Here is a 21561-nt window from a genome sequence, read left to right on the forward strand (position 1 = left end):
CAAGTACGCTTTCTCCATGAGTCTCTCGGAACAGTACGCAGCATCCCTGTCGGCCGAAACCGTGGTGGTTGCCGCCGGCCGGCCGCCGCGTGAACGGGACGAGCCCGTCAACCTGCCCATCGTGCTGTCCTCGACGTACTTCGGCACGGGAGCGCTGGGTGACGGGGACCGGGGCTACGGCCGCTATTCCAACCCCACCTGGGATCCCTTTGAGGAGGCACTGGGCCAGCTTGAAGGATCTGAACTGCCCGGCCTGCTTTACGCGTCCGGACTCGCAGCCGTCAGTTCGGCACTGTCCCTGCTGCCCGCCGGCGGCGTCCTGGTGATGCCGTCGCACAGCTACGCGGGTTCGCTGGTGATGGCCACGGAGCTGGCGCAGAAGGGCTTCCTGGAACTGCGGACTGTGGACATAGCGGACGCTGACGCAGTCAAAGCACAGCTGACGCCGCAGGGACCGGGCGCCAAAGCGGCCAGGATGCTGTGGCTGGAGAGCCCCACCAACCCGATGCTGGGCATCGCCGATATCCGCGAACTCACGGCGGCGGCCCACCAGGTGGGCGCCATTGTGGTGACGGACAATACGTTCTCCACTCCGTTGGTCCAGCAGCCGCTGAGCATGGGTTCCGACGTCGTCCTTCACTCGGTGACCAAATATCTGGCAGGGCATTCCGACGTCGTCCTCGGCGCTTTGGTAACCTCCAACCCCGACATCCGGGCAGCGCTGCTGCACCACCGGATCATCCACGGCGGCATTGCAGGGCCGTTCGAGGCATGGCTGGCACTGCGCGGGCTCCGGACCCTTGCCCTGCGTGTGGAACGGTCGCAGGCATCCGCCGCGGTCCTGGCTGAACGCCTGAGCACGCACCCCCTGATCGAAAGTATCCGGTTCCCGGGCCTGCCCACGGACCCCGGCCACGAACGGGCCAAGACCCAGATGACGGGTTTCGGTTCGATTGTGTGCGTGCAGGTCGCGCCGGTTGCCGGCCTGAGCGGCGCGGACGCCGCGGACAAACTGGTCCGCGCGCTGCAGCTCTGGCTCCCGGCGACGTCCCTGGGCGGGGTGGAATCGCTGATCGAACGGCGCCGCCGCCACACCGCTGAGCCGCAGAGCGTCCCGGACAACCTCGTGCGCCTGAGCGTCGGCATTGAGAATATTGAGGACCTCTGGGCCGATTTGAAGCAGGCGCTCGACCTGCTGGGCCGCTAGGCTTGGACGGTGGACGGTGAACTGATAATTCGGCCTGTAGAGCTGGCAGTGTTTTTTATCCTTGCCCTGGTGGCATTCGGACTTGAAGTGTGGGCTCTGCTGGACTGCGTCAGGCACAAGTCCGCCGCCTTTGAAGCGACCGGCAAACGGACCAAGACCTTCTGGCTGGCGCTGACCGGCGGTGCCACCCTGATCGGTGTCATCTCACTGTTCAGCAGCGGCGGAATCTTCGGCACGCTTGGCCTCTTTGGGCTCGCAGCCGTGGTGGCAGCGTCCATTTACCTCGCCGACGTCCGGCCAGCGGTCAAGGACGCCGGCCGCGGCGGCAGCCGCAATACGGGGCCCTACGGCGGCTGGTGATCCCCACCGGCACCCTCAGCTCGCAAGCTCGCGCAGGGAACCCTGCCGGCGTGGGCCCGCACTAGACCGACGGCGCCACAGCTTCCCAGGCCACCGTCAGTTCGCCCAGGCGCCACCGTGACGGCCCGTCCTTAACCGGCCATCCGCCGTCGAGCAGTGCCCTGCACATGGCGTGCCAGCGCTGCCTGTTGCCGAACGAGGCCAGCGGCGCCGACTCCAGCCAGGCCCGGTCCATGGCTTGCATCAACCGGTGGACAGGCTCGCCCGGAATGTTGTGGTGGATCAGTGCCTTCGGCAGCCGCTCGGCAATCTCCGACGGCAGGTCAAAGCTGCCGAACCGCACGGACATGCTCAGTGACAACGGCCGGTCGGCGTCGAGGGCAACCCACGTCACCCGCCGCCCGATCTCATCGCACGTCCCGTCGATAAAGAGCCCGCCGGGGGCGAGCCGGCCCTGGACGAGCCGCCAGATCCCCGCCACGTCAGCCTCTTCGTACTGGCGGAGGACGTTGAAGGCGCGGACCAGCACCGGCCGACCGGGCAGTGGCAACTCGAAACCGCCCACCTGGAAGCTCAGCCCCGGCCTCTCCAGCGCTTTGGCCGCCCGGACGCGCTCCGGCTCGATTTCGATTCCACACACCCGCACGTCAGGCCGGACGGCGCGGAGACGTTCAAAGAGTTCGACGGCGGTGGCCGGCGTTGCGCCGTAGCCCAGGTCAACCACGAGGGGGTCTTCGGCAGCACGCAGGCGCCAGGCCTGGGGGCCGGTGAGCCAGCGGTCCACCCGCCGCATCCGGTTGGGATTGGTGGTGCCCCGCGTGACGTTTCCGACCGGCCTGCCCGGCTTGGCGAGTCTGCCCGGCCCGCCGGGGGTCTTGCCCGAGATCTGGGCGTTTGCCACCCGTTCCGCTTTTTGCACCACCGCCCCACCATATCGGTGCGATTCCTTACGATGCCCTGCGATTCCTGACGAACTGTCGCCCCTTGTAACGCAAGGCGGGCGGCGCTGTGCCTCGGCTAGGATAAAAATCATGACTTACAAGCTGATTCTGCTGCGCCACGGCCACAGCGAATGGAACGCCAAGAACCTGTTCACCGGCTGGGTGGACGTTGACCTCAACGACCAGGGCCGCGAGGAAGCAGCACGCGGCGGCGAGCTCCTGGTTGAGAACGATCTTCTCCCGGATGTCCTCTACACCTCGCTGCTGAGGCGGGCCATCAACACGGCCAACATTTCCCTGGATAAGGCCGATCGCGGCTGGATCCCGGTCAAGCGGGACTGGCGCCTGAACGAACGCCACTACGGCGCCCTGCAGGGCAAGGACAAGGCACAGACCCTGGCCGAATACGGCGAGGAGCAGTTCATGGAATGGCGCCGGTCCTACGACACCCCGCCGCCGCCCCTGGCCGACGACTCCGAGTTCTCCCAGGCCCACGACCCCCGTTACGCGGACCTCGGCGACGCACTGCCCCGCACCGAGTGCCTCAAGGACGTCCTGGTCCGTCTGCTTCCTTACTGGGAATCGGACATCCAGGAAGACCTCAAAGCCGGCAAGACCGTCCTGGTCACCGCCCACGGCAACTCGCTGCGCGCCCTGGTCAAGCACCTGGACGGCATCAGCGACGACGCCATCGCCAGCCTGAACATCCCCACGGGCATCCCGCTGGTTTACGACCTGGACGAGGACTTCCAGCCGATCAAGCCGGGCGGCACCTACCTGGATCCGGTGGCCGCCGCAGAGGCCATCCTGGCAGTGGCCAACCAGGGCAAGAAGTAAAGCAGTAGTTAACGTACGACGGCGGGCCGGTCACCTCACGTGACTGGCCCGCCGTCGTAAGCGGTTAAGGGAGGGGCTAGAAGCCCTGCGGCTGCCATTCGCCGGTGACGAGGTACGTGACCTTGCGGGCCACGGACACGCCGTGGTCAGCGAAGCGTTCGAAGTAGCGGCTGGCGAGGGCCACATCCACGGTGGTGGCGGGGGACTCGGCCCAGTCCGGCGAGGCGATTGCCTTGAAGACGCTCAGGTGAAGATCGTCGATGGTGCTGTTGGCCTTGAGGATGTCGCGGGCCACTTCGAGGTCCCGGGATTCCAGCAGCACGATGAGCTTGTCGGCGATCAGTTGGTCCTGCTCGGCCATTTTGTTGAACGTCTCCGTCATGGACGAAGGGATCACGGTGGACGGGAAGCGCAATCGGGCCAGCTGGGCGATGTGGCGGGCCAGGTCCCCCATCCGCTCCAGGGAAGCGCTCATGCGCAGGGAGCCCACGATCATCCGCAGATCGCTGGCCACCGGCCCCTGCAGAGCCAGGATGTCGATGGCGCGCTCATCGAGGCTGGTCTGCAAAAAGTCGATGCGGGCGTCCGCGGCAATGACATCCTCCGCCAGATCAACGTCGGCAACCTGGAAGGACGTCGCGGCCTTCCCCATTGCCTCGCTGACCAACTTCGAAATCTCCACCAGCTGCTCACCCACCTGGGTCAGCTCTTCCTGAAAAACCTTACGCACGTGGGCGTCCTTTCTTTGGAACTCCGCCCCTCATGTGGCAGACGGAACTCGTGTCGCCATTCGGCACTCCAACGTATAACTCTGTCAGCGTCCGGTAAACGATTAGTCGCGTGTAGATGAACGTTAGTTGAACCGTCTCCCTTAAGGCCCATGACGCACCGTCCGGGCAGGAACCACGGCCTAAGCTGGAGCTGTGGATCCTATGCTCATCGGTGTCATCGCCGGCCTGGTCGGCCTGTCGCTCGGCACCTTTGGCGTGCTCGCCTTCAGGATCAGTGAAAAGCAGCGCAAGCTTGTGGACGTCGACATGGACGAACCCGCTCTGCCGGCTGGCGCTGCGGAAGTGCTGGCCGTCGTCGGACGGGCATTTGTAGTGGTGGACGCGGTGGACGGTGTGGTGCGCGCCAGCCCCGCAGCCTATGCGTACGGCCTGGTACGCGGCCATACGGTGGTCCACAAGGAGCTGCTGGACATGACGGCCGGTGTGCGCCGCGACGGCGTGATCCTGGAGAAAAGGCTGGAACTGCCGCGGGGTCCGCTGGGCCAGGGAACTATCATCGTGCAGGTCCGGGCAGCCATGCTCGGCGAGGAATATATCGTGCTGCTGGCTGACGACCGCACCGAAATCACCCGCACCGAAGAGATCCGAAACGACTTCGTGGCCAACGTGTCCCACGAGCTGAAGACCCCGGTGGGCGCAATTTCCCTGCTGGCCGAAGCGCTGGAGTCCTCAGCCGACGACGAACAAGCGGTTCGCCGGTTCGCCAAGCGGATGCACAAGGAATCAGGCCGGCTGGCCGCCCTGGTCCAGGACATCATTGAACTTTCGCGCCTCCAGGGTGCCAGCGTCTCCCAGGAGGGCAAGGCCGTGGACATCAACACGGTCATCACCGAAGCAGTGGACCGCTCCCAGCTCCCCGCTGAAAGCAAGAACATCCGGATCGTGGTGGGTGACCGGGTTGAAGCCACCGTCTTTGGTGACCGGGACCTGCTGGTTACAGCGCTGCGTAACCTGATCGACAACGCCATCCGCTACTCCCCGGAAAACACCAGGGTGGGCGTGGGCGTCCGGTCCAAGGAGGGGCTGATCGCCGTTTCTGTCACGGATCAGGGCGAGGGCCTGACCCCGGAGGACCAGGAGCGGGTGTTTGAGCGCTTCTACCGGGTGGATGCGGCGCGTTCGCGCCACACGGGCGGAACGGGACTGGGCCTGAGCATCGTCAAACACGTTGCCTCCAACCACGGCGGTGAAGTGACATTGTGGTCACGGCCCGGCCAGGGTTCCACTTTCACCCTGCGGCTGCCTGAGATGGAAAGCCAAAACGAACCGGATACTGCAGGTGTCAAACAACGAGCCGTACCCGAGCGTGTCAAAGAACGCGGCGTACATGAGCAAGGAGCCAGCTCTTGAGCAGGATTTTGATTGTTGAGGACGAGGAATCTTTCAGTGATCCGTTGTCCTATTTGTTGGGCAAGGAGGGGTTCGAGGTTGAAGTTGTAGACAACGGCTTGGACGCCATCACCGAATTCGACCGGAATGGGGCGGATCTGGTGCTGCTGGATCTGCAGCTCCCCGGCCTGTCAGGCACCGAGGTCTGCCGCCAGCTGAGGCAGCGCTCCAGCGTTCCGGTCATCATGTTGACGGCCAAGGACTCCGAGATAGATAAGGTGGTTGGTTTGGAGCTGGGTGCCGACGACTACGTCACCAAGCCCTACTCCTCCCGTGAGCTGGTAGCCCGCGTGCGGGCCGTGCTCCGCCGGCAGGGTGAACCTGAGGAACTGATCTCGGCCACAGTCCAGGCCGGCCCTGTCCGGATGGACATCGAGCGGCATGTGGTCAGCGTGGATGGACAGCAGGTCCTCCTGCCGCTGAAGGAATTCGAGCTGCTGGAAATGCTGCTGCGCAACTCCGGCCGCGTGCTGACCCGCGGCCAGCTGATCGACCGAGTCTGGGGCTCGGACTATGTGGGGGACACCAAGACCCTTGACGTGCACGTCAAACGGCTGCGCGGCAAGATCGAGCCCGACCCGTCCGTGCCCCGCTACCTGGTAACCGTCCGCGGCCTGGGCTACAAGTTCGAGCCGTAGGCCGCCCATCCGGTAAGGCACACAAGGCATCAAGCACACGATGCTTCAAGTGCACAAAAGGAGGGGCTCCCCGCGGGGAGCCCCTCCTTTTGTGCTTTGTTGCTGCTTAGTGGGCCGCGCCTGTGCTGGCGGCCGACGGCGACGGGCCGGGTGTGGCGGATCCTGTCGGTTCGCTGCCGGCCGGCAGGTACTCCTTGTACTCCGCGAGGGAAGCATCCAGGACAGGTATCTTCACAGACTTGCTCACGTTGGTGCCGTCTTCAGTGACCTTGACGTCCACCATCGAACCGGCGATGCCGCCGCTCGTGCTGAGGATGGCCTCATCCGTGGAGTCGTTGAGCAGCGTGTAGGAGTTGGCTTTCACCGGCACCTGCGTCTGCGAACCCTCGGCACCGTTGACCGTGAGCTTGACGTCCTGCGATGAGGAGTTGTAAACGGCGCCGAGCAGGCGGCCGGGCTTGTCTTCGCCGGCGGAGATAATCATCATGTTCCGCAGCTGCAGCGGACCCAGGTCGGCGCGGATACCGTCCGACGCCGCGTACTGGTGAGAAGTCTGCTGGGGGTTGATGTAGCCGCAGCCTGTCATCGTCGCCAGGACGAGGGCCAGGGATCCTGCCGCCAGTGCCAGTTTGCCGCCCTGGGCCCGGTTCATCGCAGTGAAACGCACGTCACGCACTCCTCGAGAGTCTTGAAACATTATTCAGCCATAGCCTAACGGCAAACCGGACCAAACGAGGATTCCGCACGGTCACATTGCCCTTGGCAGCAGGCCGCACATGCACTATTATCTGCATCCGTCAAGGGGTCGAAGGGGGTCTATTCTGCCATTTTTCCGCGTATTTCCGGGGTTCCGGGACCGGTTCAAGGCCAGTCATATGCCTGAATCGTGATAAACTGGTCTGCGGGAAAGGGGAATGTCCACATGGTATTTGAGGTCGGCGAGACAGTAGTTTACCCTCACCACGGTGCTGCAAAAATTGAAGAAATCAAGATGCGCACTGTCAAGGGCGAAGAGAAAATGTATCTCAAGCTCAAGGTGGCTCAGGGTGATCTGACCATTGAAGTTCCAGCAGAGAACGTTGACCTTGTTGGGGTCCGTGACGTAGTGGGCAAGGAAGGTCTGGAGCACGTATTCGATGTGCTGCGGGCCGAGTTCACTGAAGAACCCACCAACTGGTCGCGCAGATACAAGGCAAATCTGGAGAAGCTTGCTTCCGGTGACGTCATCAAGGTAGCAGAGGTTGTTCGCGACCTCTGGCGCCGTGATCACGATCGGGGCCTTTCCGCAGGTGAGAAGCGCATGCTGGCCAAGGCCCGGCAGATTCTGATTTCAGAACTTGCACTGGCTGAAAAGACCGATGAAGAGAAGGCGGCAAGCGTTCTCGACGAGGTCCTGGCTTCCTAAGAATTGAACCCCGGGGGGTACGCAAGTGCCTCCGGGGTTTCTTTTTGCCCTTTTACGGACCACGCGTCGGCTGCGGCAGGCGCGTGGCGTGGTGGGTTTCGGCAAGCCGGGCAGCCGGGGACGTAGGCTGGACAGCATGAACAACGGACTTCCCCGCCCCGTCACCGCCGTCGTTATAGTGGCTGCCGGTTCCGGCGAACGGCTGGGTTACGGCATGCCCAAGGCGCGCGTCCCACTGGGGAGTGACGCCATCCTCACCCATGCCCTTCGGGGCGTCGCGGCCGCCGGCGTCGCACGCCAGATCTGTGTGGCCCTGCCTCCCGGCGATATGGTCCTGCAGGAATTGTGTGCGGCCTTCGCCGAGGAACTCCGGGCGAGGCACGATGGCAACCAAGAGAACCCGCTTCCCCTGCTGACAACGGTCGACGGCGGCGCCACCCGTGCAGCGTCGGTCCGGTCAGCGCTCGCCGCCTTGCTGGACGGCACCGAAGCCGTGCTGGTCCACGACGCCGCCAGGGCGCTGACGCCCGAGTACGTCTTCCACCGCGTCGTCGATTCCCTGGCTGCCGGCGCCGTTGCAGTGATTCCGGCGGTACCGGTGGTGGATACGGTGAAGATGGTTACCCCCACGACCGGTGACGACAGCAGGATCGCCCCGGAACTCGTGACGGGGACCGCCCCGCGGGAAGAGCTCCGTTCGGTCCAGACGCCCCAAGGGTTCCGCCTGTCCACGCTGATCCAGGCCCATCAGGCGGCGGCGGGCTTTGACGAGAAGCAGGCAGCAGCGGTCACCGACGACGCCATGCTGGTGGAACTACTGGGAGTTCCTGTGCACGCTGTGCATGGCTCCACGCAGTCATTGAAAATCACCACGCCGCTGGACCTAATCATTGCCGAAGGGCTGCTGGAAGGCCCGCTGGGCATCCGCTGGGTGGAAGGCTGATCATGAGTGAAGCCAAGATGATCCTGCCGCGCACCGGTATCGGCCTGGATGTCCATGCCTACGCGTCCAATGACCTTCCCCGACCCCTCTGGCTGGGCGGGCTATTCTGGGAAGGTGAGCGTGGACTGGCGGGGCATTCGGACGGGGACCCGGTGGCCCACGCCGCCGCAGACGCCCTATTCTCGGCCGCCGGCATCGGGGACCTCGGCACGCACTTCGGCACCGACCGCCCGGAGTTCGCCGGTGCCTCCGGCGTCACGCTCCTGGCCGAGGCGGCGAGGATTGTCCGTGCTGCCGGCTTTGAGATCGGCAACGTGGCAGTGCAGTTCGTGGCTACCCGGCCCAAATTCGGCCCGCGGCGGGAAGAGTCACAACGCGTGCTGAGCGAAGCGGCGGGGGCTCCAATCAGTGTCACCGCCACCACCAGCGACGGACTGGGGTTCACCGGCAGGGGTGAGGGCATTTCCGCCGTCGCCACCGCTTTGGTCTATCCCCGGTGATTCAACCAGGCGCTGTGCAGGCCGGATAACGCGCGGGGGCAGGCACGCAGGCCTTTTCCGCTAATCTGGAGCGGTGACTCTCCGCTTCTATGACACCGCGACCGCCGAAGTCCGCGACTTCGTTCCCCTCGTCCCGGGAAAAGCGAGCCTGTACTACTGCGGAGCCACCGTGCAGGGCATGCCGCACGTGGGCCACATCCGCTCGGCGATCGCCTTTGACCAGCTCACCCGCTGGCTCGAGTACAGGGGCCTGCGGGTCACAGTGGTACGCAACGTCACGGACATCGATGACAAGATCCTCGCCAAGTCTGCCGAGTCGTTCAGCCCGGACTTCGAAGCTGGACCGGACACCGTCCGCGAGGAAGAATGGTGGGCGCTGGCCTACCGCTACGAGCAGGCGTTCCTGCAGGCCTACGACACGCTCGGCGTTGCCCGCCCCACCTATGAGCCTCGGGCAACCGGCCATATCCCCGAAATGCATGCGCTGATCCAGCAGCTGATCGACCGTGGCCACGCCTACCCGGCGCTGGACGATTCCGGCGACGTCTACTTCGACGTACGCTCCTGGGACAAGTACGGGTCACTGACGCGCCAGAACATTGACGACATGCTGGGCGCCCCGGACGCAGATCCGCGGGGCAAGAAGGACCCCCGCGACTTTGCGTTGTGGAAGGGCTCCAAAGAGGGGGAGCCGACGACGGCGAGCTGGGCCTCGCCCTGGGGCGCCGGGCGCCCGGGTTGGCACCTGGAGTGCTCCGCCATGGTCACCAAGTACCTCGGCCCCGAATTTGATATCCACGGCGGCGGACTGGACCTGCGCTTCCCGCACCACGAAAACGAGATGGCCCAGTCCCAGGCCGCAGGGCACAGTTTCGCCAACTTCTGGATGCACAACGGCATGGTGACCTACCAGGGCGAAAAAATGTCCAAGTCCATCGGCAACACCATCAGCCCTTCAGAGATGCTGGACCTCTCATCGCCGCGGGTGGTCCGCTACTACCTCGGGCAGGCTCACTACCGCTCAGTGCTGGACTACCGCCCCACGTCGCTGGAAGAGGCGGCCGCCGCCGTCGAACGCATCGACGGATTCCAGGCGAAGGCCATAGCCCGCTTCGGTACCGACTTCGGGTTTGTCGCGGGCAACTTCGGCCCGTCCACCGAGGCTGTTCAGGCCTTCTCCGCGGCCATGGATGACGACCTGAACGTGCCGCGAGCCTTGGCGGCACTGCACGAAACGGTGCGCGCCGGCAATACAGCCCTCACCGATGGAGACGATGAAGCCGGCCGGCATGCGATGAACGCTGTCATGATCATGACCACCGCACTCGGGCTCAACGCCGTTGCTGCGCCCGACGCCGGAAACGTCCGGGAACTGGCCGCCATCCACGTCCTCGTGGAAGCCCAACTCGCTGCTCGCGCGCAGGCCCGGGCCGCCAAGGACTGGGCTGCCTCCGACGCCATCCGGGACACATTGAAGGCGGCCGGCGTCGTCGTTGAGGATGGCCCAGATGGCGCTACCTGGAGCCTGCAACGGGGCTGAACCGGCGATTTTACTTGGTTCAGTAGACTGGTAAGCAGACTCAGTCAAACAATCAAGGGTGGAAATCATGGCCAACAACGGTCGTCGGTCGATCAAAGCAAAGAAGGGGCCAACCATCGGAACCGGTGGCCACGGCCGTAAGGCCCTGGAAGGCAAGGGTCCCACGCCCAAGGCGGAGGACCGCCCGTACCACAAGGCGCACAAGGGCAAGCAGCTGGCCGAACGGTCGGCCGCCAAGCGCGGCACGGGCGCGCGCAGCGCCGGCGCCTCCCGTACGGGCCCCAAGGGCCGCGCCACCGAGGAGGTCGTCACCGGCCGTAACTCCGTGGTCGAAGCACTCCGCGCCGGGATCCCGGCGAAGGCCCTGCACATCGCCATCCGGATTGAAATGGATGACCGTGTCAAGGAGTCGCTGAAGATCGCCGCCGAACGCGGCATCCCGCTGCTCGAGACCGGCAAGCCCGAACTGGACCGCATGACGGACGACGCCGTGCACCAGGGCCTGGTGCTGCAGATCCCGCCGTACGAGTACCAGGACGCCTATGACCTGGCCGAGGAAACCGTGGACCGCTGGAAGAAGGGCCACGTAGCCAATGCGCCGCTGTTTGTTGCCCTTGACGGCATCACGGACCCCCGCAACCTCGGTGCCATCATCCGCTCCGTTTCTGCCTTCAGCGGCCACGGCGTCATCGTCCCTGAGCGCCGCTCCGTGGGCGTCACGGCCTCGGCCTGGAAGACCAGCGCCGGCGCTGCCGTGCGTGTTCCGGTGGCGCGCGCCGCCAACCTGAACAGTGCCCTGAAGCAGTTCAAGAACATGGGCATCTTTGTCCTGGGACTCGACGGCGACGGCGACGTTTCGCTGCCTGACCTCACCCTGGCCACGGAGCCCGTGTGCATTGTGGTCGGTTCCGAGGGCAAGGGCCTGAGCCGCCTGGTCCGCGAAAACTGCGACCAGATCGTCTCCATCCCGATCAACTCCGCCATGGAATCGCTCAACGCGTCCATGGCCGTTGGCATCTCGCTGTACGAGATCTCCAGGCAGCGCGCCGTCAAGTAGTGCTCGGTGCGGCGAAGGCCGGACTTTTGCCGGCTGCTGCGCTCGTTCCTCCCCACAGTCTCCCTGACCTCGCAAGCTCGGAAAGGGAACCCGGACGGCGTGGGCCCAGCAACAACGCAGCCTACGCAAAAGCCCCGCCTCCGCCGCGGCTGCTGCTCCGGTGGTCGAGCCTGTCGAGACCCCTCATGCCACATCACGGCAGGAGGGGTCTCGCTTTTAGGTCAGAACTCTCGGCGGCTTGCCAGGACCCTATGATGTCGTCATAAAAGCACCAGTGCAGTTCAACAGCCGCTGGCCGCTACCATGGACATGATGGTCATGCCGCTTTTCGACACCGCTTCCACCAAGGATGCCTCTTCGGCATTTCCGCTCGGTGTCAGCGTCCCGCGCCCGGGTTCGGGAGCGGATTACGGCGTGCAGTCCAGCGCGAACGTGGCCGTGTACGCCCCGGCCGTGGAGAACCTTGAGATTGCCTACAAGGCCGCCGGTGGTGATTGGCATCTGCAGACCTTGCCCAACGTCACGCACGGCGTACACCACGGAATTGTTGAAGATTTCCCGTACGGATCGCTGTATGGGTTCCGCGCCACGTCCAAGGCCGAGACGCTGCCACTGGCGGTCCCCGTTATGGATCTGGACGACGACGGCGGGCAGCCTCTTCTGCTCGATCCTTACGGCCGGGCGGTGGACCAGCGGCAAGGGTTCCTGACGAGCGTCCGGATGGCCGGCGATTTTGACTGGGGCGACGACGAACGGCCCCGGACGCAGTGGCGGAACACCATCATCTACGAGGCCCACGTCCGCGGCCAGAGCATGCTCCACCCCGACGTCCCCGAGGAACTGCGCGGAACCTACGCCGGAATGGCCCATCCGGCCATCATCGAGCACTTCAAGAGCCTGGGCATCACCTCTGTCCAGCTGCTCCCGGTGCATTTCCACCTCGATGAGCTGCACCTGCAGAACCTCGGCCTGACCAACTACTGGGGCTACAACACGGCCGCGTTTTTCGCACCGCACGCCGCCTATGCAACGCAGGCTGCGCAGGATGCAGGACCCCACGCCGTCCAGGACGAGTTCAAGGGAATGGTCAAGCTGCTCCACGCGGCAGGACTTGAAGTGATTCTCGACGTTGTCTACAACCACACTGCCGAGGGCGGTCCGGACGGCCAGGCCATCAGCTTCCGCGGACTCGGCGAGGACACGTACTACCGCACGGATGGCCACGGGAAATACGTGGATACCACCGGCTGCGGCAACACCCTGAATTTCGGCCAGCCCCGGGTGGTCCAGCTGGTACTGGATTCCCTCCGATATTGGGTGGACGAATTCCACATCGACGGCTTCCGCTTCGACCTGGCAGTGACGCTCTGCCGGAACGCCGACAACGACTTTGATCCCCGTCACCCGTTCCTGGTGGCTGCGGCCGCCGATCCGGTGCTGTCCGACGTGAAACTCATCGCCGAGCCGTGGGACGTCGGCTACGGCGGCTGGCAGACGGGACGGTTCCCGGGCGGCTGGGTTGACTGGAACGACCACTTCCGGGACGGCGTCCGCTCCTTCTGGCTGGCCGACCGGGCGGCCATCGAGGCCGGCGGGCATGGCGGGTCCGTGGCGCGGCTGGCTGATGCCTTGTCCGGATCGGCCGGGCTTTTTGAAGCGTCAGGCCGTTCCAGGCTGGCGTCGGTCAACCTCATCACGGCACACGACGGCTTCACGCTCAACGACCTTGTGTCCTACGACCGTAAACACAACGAGGCTAACGGCGAGCAGAACCGGGACGGGCACGGGGACAACCGCAGCTTCAACCACGGCGTCGAAGGCCGGAGCGAGGACGAGAACATCGTGGCGCAGCGGGCGCAGTCCCGGCGGAACCTGATGGCGTCCCTGATGATTTCCCTTGGCGTGCCCATGATCACTGCCGGCGACGAGCTGGCACGCACGCAGCAGGGAAACAACAACGCGTACTGCCAGGACAACCCCCTGGCCTGGCTCGACTGGACCCGCACGCCGGAATCGGCAGAGATGCTCCGCAGCACCAAGCGCTACGTCAGGCTGCGCAAGGAGTTCCTGGCAAGCCAACCCCATGATTTTCCGGCTCGGGATGAGCAGTCCTATATTTACTGGTTTGATCACTCCGGACAGCCCATGTCCATGGACCAGTGGAACGATCCCCGGCACCGGGTGATGCAGCTCCTGCTCGGCTCGGACGGCGGCACCGTGGCGGGCCTCCTAGTGGTCAACGGCAGCAGCTCCGATGTGAAGATCACCCTTCCGGAACTCAAGAACGACGACGGAACGGCCCACAGGCTGTTCGAGCTCCGGCTCACAACGTCGCCGCTTCACGAGCTTCGCCAGGGCAGCCGGGTGGCGTCCGGCGAGACGGACCGCATCGAGGCGAACTCGATCAACATCTACCGCACATAGCTGCGGAGGAAAAAAATTGCGCAACCGCTCCATTGTCCTGCTGCTGACCGGGCTGCTGGCCATAGGGGTGTTCGCTTTCGGCGGCCCCGGGCTCCTTGTGACCCTAACGGGAAGTACGACGCCGGCAGCAAGTTCCAGCGCGGCCCCGTCCCCGGGGGCTCCCGTTCCCGGTCCTGCGGAGGTTCCAGCGCCGGCGGTAGTACCCGCCAACCCGTCCGGCCTGCCCGCGATCAAGGAATCCCAGCTGCCGGCCGAAGCCCGGACTACCCTCGCCACGATCCGGGCCGGCGGCCCCTACCGCTACAGCCAGGACAACAAGACGTTCGGCAACTTCGAGCGCATCCTCCCTCGGCAGGATTCAGGCTATTACCGCGAGTACACCGTGCCCACTCCGGGTGACTCCGACAGGGGAGCGCGCCGCATCGTCATTGGCTCCAAGGGCGAGAAATACTACACCCAGGACCACTACGACTCGTTCAAATTCATCGCAGAAGGCAGCTGAACACCCTCAATGAAAATCTACTCCGCCGATACATGGACCATCGAAGAACTGCAGGAACAGGTCACCGACGCCGGCCGCCGCAGCCTGGTGGTCCCCGCCGCCGACAGCAAGAAGGCTGTCCTGGAAACTTTCGGCGAAGTGCTCGCCTTCCCTGAGCACTACGGCGTGAACATGGACGCCCTGAACGATTCCCTACACGATTTCGCGGACAGCATCGGCCAGGACGGGGGTGCCCCGGTCACGATCCTCTGGCAGGTGGCCGCAGCGTTCCGTGGTGACCGGTCCTTCGGAATCATCTGCGAGGTCCTCCAGGATGCCGAGAGCTACGCCGGCCGTGACCTGGTGGTCACGGCCGTGCTCCTGTAGACATGACGGTCGGGGTCAGGCGTTGACGATCAGCCCCAACTCGGCTTTGGAAGCCAGAGCCTCGTGCCGGGGCAGGACGCGGACGGTGTAGCCGAACGGACCTGACCGGTCTATAAGCAGGGAACCGCTGAACAGGTGGCGTCCGTCGCCCAGGTCCTCTTTCGAGCTCAACTCCATCAAGATGACGTCTGCCAGGGTGTCGCTTTCCTCGGCGCGCCCATAGGCCACCTCCACTGAAACATCCTCCGGCGAGAGGGTGTGCAGCGCGATGTAGGCGTTCACCTGCAGGGTGTCCCCGATCTGCGGATCCTCGGAAACTCCCACGGAGTCCACATGTTCAACGTGCAGCAGAGGCCACGCTGAACGAACCTTGGCCGTCCATGCCGCCAGGACACGCGCCTGCGCGTAGGAGTCGGCAACGGCCCTGCGTCCGGCCTCGGCTGCGGGGCGGTAGAGCCGGTTGACGTAGTCGTGCAGCATGCGCTCCGCGGAAACGGCCGGGCCCAGATGGGACAGCGTGTGCTTGATCATTGACACCCAGTGTGTGGGGACTTTCTCCGTGCCCGTGGTGGACGGTCCGGCAGCACCTGCGCTGTCAGACACCGTGTTCCCATAGAAGCGTGGCGCCACCTGGGTTTCCAGGAGTTCGTACAGCGCCGCCGCCTCGATGTCGTCCCGCTCTTCGGGGGACGCGTCATTGTTGGCGGTGGGTATCGCCCAGCCGTTCTCGCCGTCGTACATTTCATCCCACCAGCCGTCCATCACCGAAAGGTTCAACGAACCGTTGATGGCGGCCTTCATGCCCGACGTGCCGCACGCCTCCAAGGGGCGGAGCGGGTTGTTGAGCCACACGTCGCAGCCCGGGAAGAGCGTCCTGGCCATCGCGATGTCGTAGTTCGGCAGGAACGCGATGCGGTGGCGGACCTCGGGGTCGTCGGTGAAGCGGACCAGATCCTGGATCATCTTTTTCCCGGCATCATCTGCCGGGTGGGACTTTCCCGCAATCACCAGTTGGATCGGGTGCTCCGGATGCAGCAGCAACGCCTTGAGCCGGTCCGGCTCGCGAAGCATCAGCGTCAGGCGCTTGTAAGTGGGGACGCGCCGGGCGAAGCCGATGGTCAGCACGTCGGGGTCCAGGACGTTGTCGGTCCAGCCGAGCTCGGCGTCGGCGGCACCGCGCTTCTTCCATGCGGCCCGAAGCCGGCGGCGTACGTCCTCCACCAGTGCTGTGCGCATTTCACGGCGCAGCGCCCACACGTCCGCGTCGCTGACGTTGTAGGCAAGGTCCCAGCGGCCCATGGCTTCGGCCTCGGTGCCGAACTGTTCCCGCGCGAGCCGGGAGATGCGCCCGTCCACCCAGGTGGGCACGTGCACGCCGTTGGTAACGGACGTGATGGGCACCTCGGAGTGGTCGAACCCCGGCCACAGGGCCGAGAACATCCCGCGGGATACCTCGCCATGGAGCTTGGCGACGCCGTTGGCCCGCTGTGCCAGCCGGAGTCCCATCACCGCCATGTTAAAGACTGACGGATTGCCGTCGGCGTAGTTTTCCCGGCCCAGTTCCAGGATCCGGTCCACCGGTACCGCGGGCGCAAGCCCGGCCTGGAGGAAGTGGTGGATCTGGGAAATCTCGAAACGGTCGATCCCGGCCGGAACGGGAGTGTGGGTGGTGAAGACTGTTGAGGCCCGGCCAGCGGCGAGGGCTTCGTCGAAGCTGAGGGCGGCGTCGCCGGCCATCAGTTCCTGGATGCGCTCAATTCCCAGGAAGCCGGCATGGCCCTCATTGGTGTGGAACACCTCTGGCGCCGTGGTTCCGGTCAGCTGCTGGTACGCGCGCAGGGCCTTGACTCCGCCCATGCCCAGCAGGAGCTCCTGCTGGAGCCGGTGGTCTCCGCCGCCGCCGTAGAGGCGGTCGGTGATGCCGCGGGCGGCGTCGTCGTTGCCGGGAACATTGGAGTCCAGCAGCAGCAGGGGAACGCGCCCGACGTCGGCACGCCAGATGTGTGCCAGCAGCCGGCGCCCGTTGGGGAGCGGGAGCGAGATCTGCAGCGGCCGGCCGTTGCCGTCGGCGGACGGCTCACGGAGGAGTGTGAGGGGGAGGCCGTCGGGGTCGAGCACCGGATAGGTTTCCTGCTGCCAAGCGTCGCGGGAGAGGGACTGCTGGAAGTAGCCGGCCTGGTACAGCAGGCCCACGCCGATCAGGGGCACGCCGAGGTCCGACGCGGCCTTGAGGTGGTCGCCGGCCAGGATGCCCAGGCCGCCGGAGTACTGCGGCAGGACTTCGGTGATACCAAATTCGGGGGAGAAGTACGCGATGGCGGCGGGGGCATCCTCGCCCAGGCTCTGGTACCAGCGGGGCCGCTCAAGGTACCGGTCAAGGTCATCGGCGGCGGCGCGGACCTGGTCCACCACCGACTGGTCGGCGGCGAGGCGCTGGAACTCTTCGCGGCTGACCCGGCCCAGGAAGCTGATGGGATCCTGGCCGGATTCCTCCCAGATACGGGAGTTCAGGCCCGCGAAGAGTTCACGGGTGGGCCGGTGCCAGGACCAGCGCAGGTTGGTGGCCAACCGGGCCAGCGGCCTGATGGGTTCCGGGAGGACTGTTCTGACGGTAAATCTGCGGATTGCCTTCACCTGCGCCACACTAACCGACAACATCAACGTCTGGAACAGCTTTGGCTTTCTTTTAGGTAAATGACAGTTGGCGTGGCGGATAAGTCGAATCGCGGCGACAAAAGGCAGCGCAGGCTTAGCAATTTGGACCATTTCTCGCTAACGTCGAGGCTGTGACGACTAACTCAGCAACCCCTGCCGCCTCAAAGAAAAAGCCGAAAGGCAAAATCACCGACGGGCTAAGATTTGGCCGTTTTCCGATCACCGCCGTGCAGCCTGTGGTGGAGGGTGGAAAGTATCCTGCCAAGGCATTGCCGGGAGAGGGAATTGTGGTGGGCGCCACCGCTTTCCGGGAGGGGCATGACCAGCTGGGTGTCAGCGCGGTCCTCCTGGATCCCCGGGGGAAGGAACGCCAGCGCGTCAGGCTGGCGCCACCGAAGGGGGAACGCGGTCTCGGCACGGACCGCTGGGAGGGCATCCTCACGCCGTCGGCCGTTGGAAACTGGACCTTTCTCATTGAGGCCTGGCACGACCGCTACGGAACCTGGCACCACAACGCCGAGGTCAAGGTGGCGGCAGGGATCGACGTGGAGCTGATGCTCGCCGAAGGTTCAGCGCTGCTCTCAGAAGCGGCCGCCGACGCCTCCCGCAATGCGTCGGACCGGCGCACCCTGCGCATGGCGTCTTCCATTCTGGCCAACGGGTCCCTCACCGATGAGGAACGTCTGGCAGCCGGCTTCGGCGCGGACGTGGCCGCCGTGGTGGACCGCCAGCCGATCCGCGAACTCGTTACCGTTTCCGAGCAGTTCCCGCTGCTCGTGGAGCGCGATCTCGCAGGCCGCGGAGCCTGGTACGAATTCTTCCCCCGGTCCGAAGGCGCCGTCAGGGACGCCGCCACCGGGGCATGGACGTCCGGGAATTTCCGGACCGCAGCGAAGCGGCTGGACGCGGTGGCAGAAATGGGCTTCGACGTGCTCTACATGCCGCCGATCCACCCCATCGGCATCCAGCACCGCAAGGGCCCCAACAACACCCTGATTGCCGGCCCGCACGATCCCGGCTCGCCGTGGGCCATCGGCGCGAAGGAGGGCGGCCACGACGCCATCCACCCAGAACTGGGCACGTTCGAGGACTTCGACGCCTTTGTTGCCCGCGCCAACGAACTGGGCCTGGAAGTCGCCCTGGACCTGGCGCTGCAGGCCGCGCCGGACCACCCCTGGGTACAGTCCAACCCGGAATGGTTCACCACCCGGGTTGACGGCAGTATCGCGTACGCAGAAAACCCGCCCAAGAAATACCAGGACATTTTCCCGCTCAATTTTGACAATGATCCGGAAGGGCTTGCGAAGGAAATCCTGCGGGTCGTGTTGCTGTGGATCAGCCACGGCGTGAAGATCTTCCGAGTGGATAATCCGCACACCAAACCGCTGTGGTTCTGGGAGTGGCTCATTGGCCAGGTCAACAAAAAGACCCCTGGCGTGGTGTTCCTCGCGGAAGCGTTCACGCGCCCTGCCATGATGCACGCCCTGGGCCGGGCGGGCTTCCAGCAGTCCTATACCTACTTCACGTGGCGGAACACCAAGAAGGAACTGGAAACCTACTTCACGGAAGTCAGCCACGAGTCGCCGGCGTATTTCCGGCCCAACTTCTTTGTCAACACGCCGGACATCCTCGCGGAATACCTCCAGTTCGGCGGTCCGGCGGCGTTCAAGATCCGCGCAGCATTGGCCGCCACCGCCAGTCCCTTGTGGGGCGTTTATGCCGGCTACGAACTCTATGAGCATGTTGCCCGCCCCGGTGCGGAAGAGTACATCGACAACGAGAAATTCGAATACAAAGCCCGTGACTGGGACGCTGCCGCGGCCTCGGGCCGGACCCTGGCGCCGTACCTGACCAGGCTCAACGCGATCAGGCACAACCACCCGGCGCTGCTGGACCTGCAGAACCTCACGGTCCACCACAGCACCGACGACGCCACGGTGGTGTACTCCAAGCACAAGACCCTGCCGGACGGAACCAAGGACACCATCATTGTGGTGGTCAACGTTGATCCGCACGGGACGAGGGAGAGCACCATTTCACTGGACCTGGCTGCCCTGGAACTCGACCCTGAGGACCTGTCGCCCAACGGCGGGTTCCGGGTGGATGACCTCATTTCCGGCGAATCCTGGGAATGGGGCGAATACAACTACGTCCGCCTGGACGCGCACGTCGAACCCGCACACATCCTGAGCGTGAGGAGAATGCATCAGTGAGCTTTAATCCGCAGAGTTCCAGCCAGCATTTCACCCCCAAGAGCACTTTTGAGCTAAACGCCCCTGGCCTGCCCCATGATCCGCTCTGGTACCGGAAGGCAGTGTTCTATGAAGTGCTGGTACGGGCCTTCGCGGATGCGAACGGCGACGGTTCGGGCGACTTCTCCGGCCTGATCGACCGGCTGGACTACCTGCAGTGGCTTGGCGTGGACTGCCTGTGGCTGCCGCCGTTCTTCCAGTCGCCGCTGCGTGACGGCGGCTACGACATTTCGGACTACAACTCCGTCCTGGATGAGTTCGGCACCATCAGCGACTTCAAGCGGCTGGTGGCCGAGTCCCATGCCCGCGGCGTCCGGGTCATCATTGACCTGCCGCTGAACCACACCTCGGACCAGCACCCCTGGTTCCAGGAATCGCGCAAGGACCCGGACGGTCCCTTCGGCGACTTTTACGTGTGGAGCGACACTGACGAGAAGTACCAGGACGCCCGCATCATCTTCGTAGACACCGAGGAGTCCAACTGGACCTTCGACCCCATCCGCCGGCAGTTCTTCTGGCACCGCTTCTTCAGCCACCAGCCTGACCTGAACTTTGAAAACCCCAAGGTCATCGAAGCGCTCTTTGATGTGGTCCGTTTCTGGCTGGACCAGGGTATCGATGGTTTCCGGGCGGACGCCATCCCGTACCTCTTCGAGGAGGAGGGGACCAACTGCGAAAACCTGCCGGCCACCCATGACTTCCTGCGCAAGCTGCGGGCTATGGTGGATGAAGGCTACCCGGGCCGAGTCATCATCGCCGAGGCCAACCAGCCGCCCAACGAGGTGGTGGAGTACTTCGGAACAGCAGAAGAGCCCGAATGCCACATGGCCTTCCACTTCCCCATCATGCCGCGCCTCTACTACGCCCTGCGCGACCAGAAGGCCGCTCCGATCATCGAGACCATGCATGACACCCCGGAGATCCCTGAAGGGGCGCAGTGGGGAACCTTCCTGCGCAACCACGATGAACTGACGCTGGAGATGGTCACGGCCGACGAGCGTGCGGCGATGCTGGGCTGGTATGCCCCGGACCCCCGGATGCGCGCCAACATCGGGATCCGGCGCCGACTTGCACCGTTGCTGGATAACTCCCGGGCCGAGATCGAACTGATCAATGCCCTGCTGCTGTCGCTGCCGGGCAGCCCGTTCCTGTACTACGGGGACGAGATCGGCATGGGGGACAACATCTGGCTCGATGACCGCGATGCCGTGCGCACCCCCATGCAGTGGAACCCGGACCGGAACGCAGGATTCTCCAATGCTGATCCCGGCAAGCTCTACCTGCCCGTCATCCAGTCGCTGGTGTACAACTACGCCATGGCCAACGTGGAAGCCGAAGCCGCCCACTCCGGTTCCCTGCTCCGCTGGACACGGCAGATCCTCAGCGTCCGCAAGAACCACCCTGTCTTCGGGCTGGGCGCGTTCAAACATGTCGAAGCCGACCACGACGCCGTGGTGGCGTATCTCCGGGAACTTTCGGCTGACAACACTGCGGGGCTGCCCGGCGAATCCATTCTGTGCGCCTTCAACCTTTCGCAGCACCCCGTCGCGGCAAAACTGCGGATTCCCCAGTTTGCCGGCCGCGGGCTGCGCGATGTGTTCGGGGGGCAGCCGTTCCCCGGGATCGACGACGACGGATCACTGACGCTGACCCTGGGAAGCCATGATTTCTTCTGGCTGCGGATCCGCTCGGCGACGTCCAATCCGGCCTCCCCGTACACGCAAGCACTGCCCATCCTGTCCATCGAGAACTGA

At 64.7% G+C, this 21561-nt stretch carries 19 protein-coding genes; 15 read left to right on the top strand and 4 right to left on the bottom strand.

What is annotated here, in order from left to right:
• Window positions 1-16: 16 nt before the first annotated feature.
• Together ACQCSW_RS04495 and ACQCSW_RS04500 are read left to right on the top strand one after the other, a co-directional pair.
• Complete coding sequence (locus ACQCSW_RS04495) at window positions 17-1207, top strand: trans-sulfuration enzyme family protein (protein ID WP_426989692.1); 1191 nt, start codon at window positions 17-19, stop codon at window positions 1205-1207.
• Between the two features lie 9 nt (window positions 1208-1216).
• Window positions 1217-1567: a DUF2516 family protein gene (locus tag ACQCSW_RS04500; protein WP_426989693.1), complete on the top strand. Its 351-nt coding sequence runs from the start codon at window positions 1217-1219 to the stop codon at window positions 1565-1567.
• Between the two features lie 61 nt (window positions 1568-1628).
• Here the strand turns inward: ACQCSW_RS04500 and ACQCSW_RS04505 are convergent, their stop codons facing one another.
• On the bottom strand, window positions 1629-2489 hold the full coding sequence (locus ACQCSW_RS04505; RefSeq protein WP_426989694.1) for a class I SAM-dependent methyltransferase: 861 nt from the start codon (window positions 2487-2489) through the stop codon (window positions 1629-1631).
• 109 nt (window positions 2490-2598) lie between these two features.
• Between ACQCSW_RS04505 and ACQCSW_RS04510 the strand changes: the two genes are divergently transcribed.
• Entirely contained in the window at window positions 2599-3345 is a 747-nt protein-coding gene (locus ACQCSW_RS04510) for a phosphoglyceromutase (RefSeq protein WP_426989695.1), read from the top strand.
• Window positions 3346-3421: 76 nt separating this feature from the next.
• On the opposite strand, the gene phoU is transcribed toward ACQCSW_RS04510, so the two are convergent.
• A complete protein-coding gene (gene phoU, locus ACQCSW_RS04515; RefSeq protein ID WP_426989696.1) occupies window positions 3422-4075 on the bottom strand; it encodes a phosphate signaling complex protein PhoU in 654 nt (217 codons plus the stop codon).
• A gap of 202 nt (window positions 4076-4277) precedes the next feature.
• Here phoU and ACQCSW_RS04520 point away from each other — a divergent pair, with 202 nt between their 5' ends.
• Both ACQCSW_RS04520 and ACQCSW_RS04525 read left to right on the top strand, forming a co-directional pair.
• Window positions 4278-5486, top strand: a complete 1209-nt coding sequence (locus tag ACQCSW_RS04520; protein WP_426990619.1) for a sensor histidine kinase — start codon at window positions 4278-4280, stop codon at window positions 5484-5486.
• Window positions 5483-6163, top strand: a complete 681-nt coding sequence (locus ACQCSW_RS04525; RefSeq protein ID WP_354253015.1) for a response regulator transcription factor — start codon at window positions 5483-5485, stop codon at window positions 6161-6163. The genes ACQCSW_RS04520 and ACQCSW_RS04525 overlap by 4 nt, the downstream gene beginning before the upstream one ends.
• Window positions 6164-6269: 106 nt before the next feature.
• Here ACQCSW_RS04525 and ACQCSW_RS04530 read toward each other — a convergent pair whose 3' ends face one another.
• The gene (locus tag ACQCSW_RS04530) at window positions 6270-6830 is read right to left on the bottom strand and encodes a hypothetical protein (protein ID WP_426989697.1); all 561 of its coding nucleotides are present in this window, start codon (window positions 6828-6830) and stop codon (window positions 6270-6272) included.
• 255 nt (window positions 6831-7085) lie between these two features.
• On the opposite strand from ACQCSW_RS04530, the gene ACQCSW_RS04535 reads away from it, so the two are divergent.
• The 8 genes from ACQCSW_RS04535 to ACQCSW_RS04570 all read left to right on the top strand — a co-directional run bounded on the left by ACQCSW_RS04535 (window position 7086) and on the right by ACQCSW_RS04570 (window position 14900).
• Window positions 7086-7568 (top strand): CarD family transcriptional regulator, encoded by a 483-nt coding sequence (locus ACQCSW_RS04535; RefSeq protein ID WP_026266570.1) that lies wholly within the window; start codon window positions 7086-7088, stop codon window positions 7566-7568.
• 136 nt (window positions 7569-7704) lie between these two features.
• Complete coding sequence (gene ispD, locus ACQCSW_RS04540; RefSeq protein ID WP_426989698.1) at window positions 7705-8511, top strand: 2-C-methyl-D-erythritol 4-phosphate cytidylyltransferase; 807 nt, start codon at window positions 7705-7707, stop codon at window positions 8509-8511.
• Window positions 8512-8513: 2 nt separating this feature from the next.
• Window positions 8514-9011, top strand: a complete 498-nt coding sequence (ispF, locus tag ACQCSW_RS04545) for a 2-C-methyl-D-erythritol 2,4-cyclodiphosphate synthase (RefSeq protein ID WP_111907319.1) — start codon at window positions 8514-8516, stop codon at window positions 9009-9011.
• 73 nt (window positions 9012-9084) lie between these two features.
• A complete protein-coding gene (gene cysS / locus ACQCSW_RS04550) occupies window positions 9085-10551 on the top strand; it encodes a cysteine--tRNA ligase (protein ID WP_426989699.1) in 1467 nt (488 codons plus the stop codon).
• 67 nt (window positions 10552-10618) lie between these two features.
• Window positions 10619-11608: a 23S rRNA (guanosine(2251)-2'-O)-methyltransferase RlmB gene (gene rlmB, locus ACQCSW_RS04555; RefSeq protein WP_354253019.1), complete on the top strand. Its 990-nt coding sequence runs from the start codon at window positions 10619-10621 to the stop codon at window positions 11606-11608.
• Window positions 11609-11920: 312 nt separating this feature from the next.
• A complete protein-coding gene (gene glgX / locus ACQCSW_RS04560; protein ID WP_426990620.1) occupies window positions 11921-14032 on the top strand; it encodes a glycogen debranching protein GlgX in 2112 nt (703 codons plus the stop codon).
• 16 nt (window positions 14033-14048) lie between these two features.
• Window positions 14049-14534: a ribonuclease domain-containing protein gene (locus ACQCSW_RS04565; protein WP_426989700.1), complete on the top strand. Its 486-nt coding sequence runs from the start codon at window positions 14049-14051 to the stop codon at window positions 14532-14534.
• A gap of 9 nt (window positions 14535-14543) precedes the next feature.
• Window positions 14544-14900 (top strand): barstar family protein, encoded by a 357-nt coding sequence (locus ACQCSW_RS04570; protein WP_426989701.1) that lies wholly within the window; start codon window positions 14544-14546, stop codon window positions 14898-14900.
• A gap of 15 nt (window positions 14901-14915) precedes the next feature.
• Here the strand turns inward: ACQCSW_RS04570 and glgP are convergent, their stop codons facing one another.
• Complete coding sequence (glgP, locus tag ACQCSW_RS04575) at window positions 14916-17534, bottom strand: alpha-glucan family phosphorylase (RefSeq protein ID WP_426989702.1); 2619 nt, start codon at window positions 17532-17534, stop codon at window positions 14916-14918.
• Window positions 17535-17686: 152 nt separating this feature from the next.
• On the opposite strand from glgP, the gene ACQCSW_RS04580 reads away from it, so the two are divergent.
• Together ACQCSW_RS04580 and treS are read left to right on the top strand one after the other, a co-directional pair.
• Entirely contained in the window at window positions 17687-19768 is a 2082-nt protein-coding gene (locus tag ACQCSW_RS04580; protein WP_426989703.1) for an alpha-1,4-glucan--maltose-1-phosphate maltosyltransferase, read from the top strand.
• The gene (gene treS / locus ACQCSW_RS04585; RefSeq protein ID WP_426989704.1) at window positions 19765-21561 is read left to right on the top strand and encodes a maltose alpha-D-glucosyltransferase; all 1797 of its coding nucleotides are present in this window, start codon (window positions 19765-19767) and stop codon (window positions 21559-21561) included. The genes ACQCSW_RS04580 and treS overlap by 4 nt, the downstream gene beginning before the upstream one ends.

The organism is Pseudarthrobacter sp. Y6, assembly GCF_050156205.1.
Taxonomy (GTDB): Bacteria; Actinomycetota; Actinomycetes; order Actinomycetales; family Micrococcaceae; genus Arthrobacter.

What these genes read in the sequence shown, in the direction of transcription:
- rlmB (WP_354253019.1), top strand. Translation starts at nt 10,619, where the DNA reads ATGGCCAACAACGGTCGTCGGTCGATCAAAGCAAAGAAGGGGCCAACC.
- ispF (WP_111907319.1), top strand. Translation starts at nt 8,514, where the DNA reads ATGAGTGAAGCCAAGATGATCCTGCCGCGCACCGGTATCGGCCTGGAT.
- ACQCSW_RS04520 (WP_426990619.1), top strand. Translation starts at nt 4,278, where the DNA reads ATGCTCATCGGTGTCATCGCCGGCCTGGTCGGCCTGTCGCTCGGCACC.
- ispD (WP_426989698.1), top strand. Translation starts at nt 7,705, where the DNA reads ATGAACAACGGACTTCCCCGCCCCGTCACCGCCGTCGTTATAGTGGCT.
- glgX (WP_426990620.1), top strand. Translation starts at nt 11,921, where the DNA reads ATGGTCATGCCGCTTTTCGACACCGCTTCCACCAAGGATGCCTCTTCG.
- ACQCSW_RS04535 (WP_026266570.1), top strand. Translation starts at nt 7,086, where the DNA reads ATGGTATTTGAGGTCGGCGAGACAGTAGTTTACCCTCACCACGGTGCT.
- ACQCSW_RS04570 (WP_426989701.1), top strand. Translation starts at nt 14,544, where the DNA reads ATGAAAATCTACTCCGCCGATACATGGACCATCGAAGAACTGCAGGAA.
- ACQCSW_RS04495 (WP_426989692.1), top strand. Translation starts at nt 17, where the DNA reads ATGAGTCTCTCGGAACAGTACGCAGCATCCCTGTCGGCCGAAACCGTG.
- ACQCSW_RS04510 (WP_426989695.1), top strand. Translation starts at nt 2,599, where the DNA reads ATGACTTACAAGCTGATTCTGCTGCGCCACGGCCACAGCGAATGGAAC.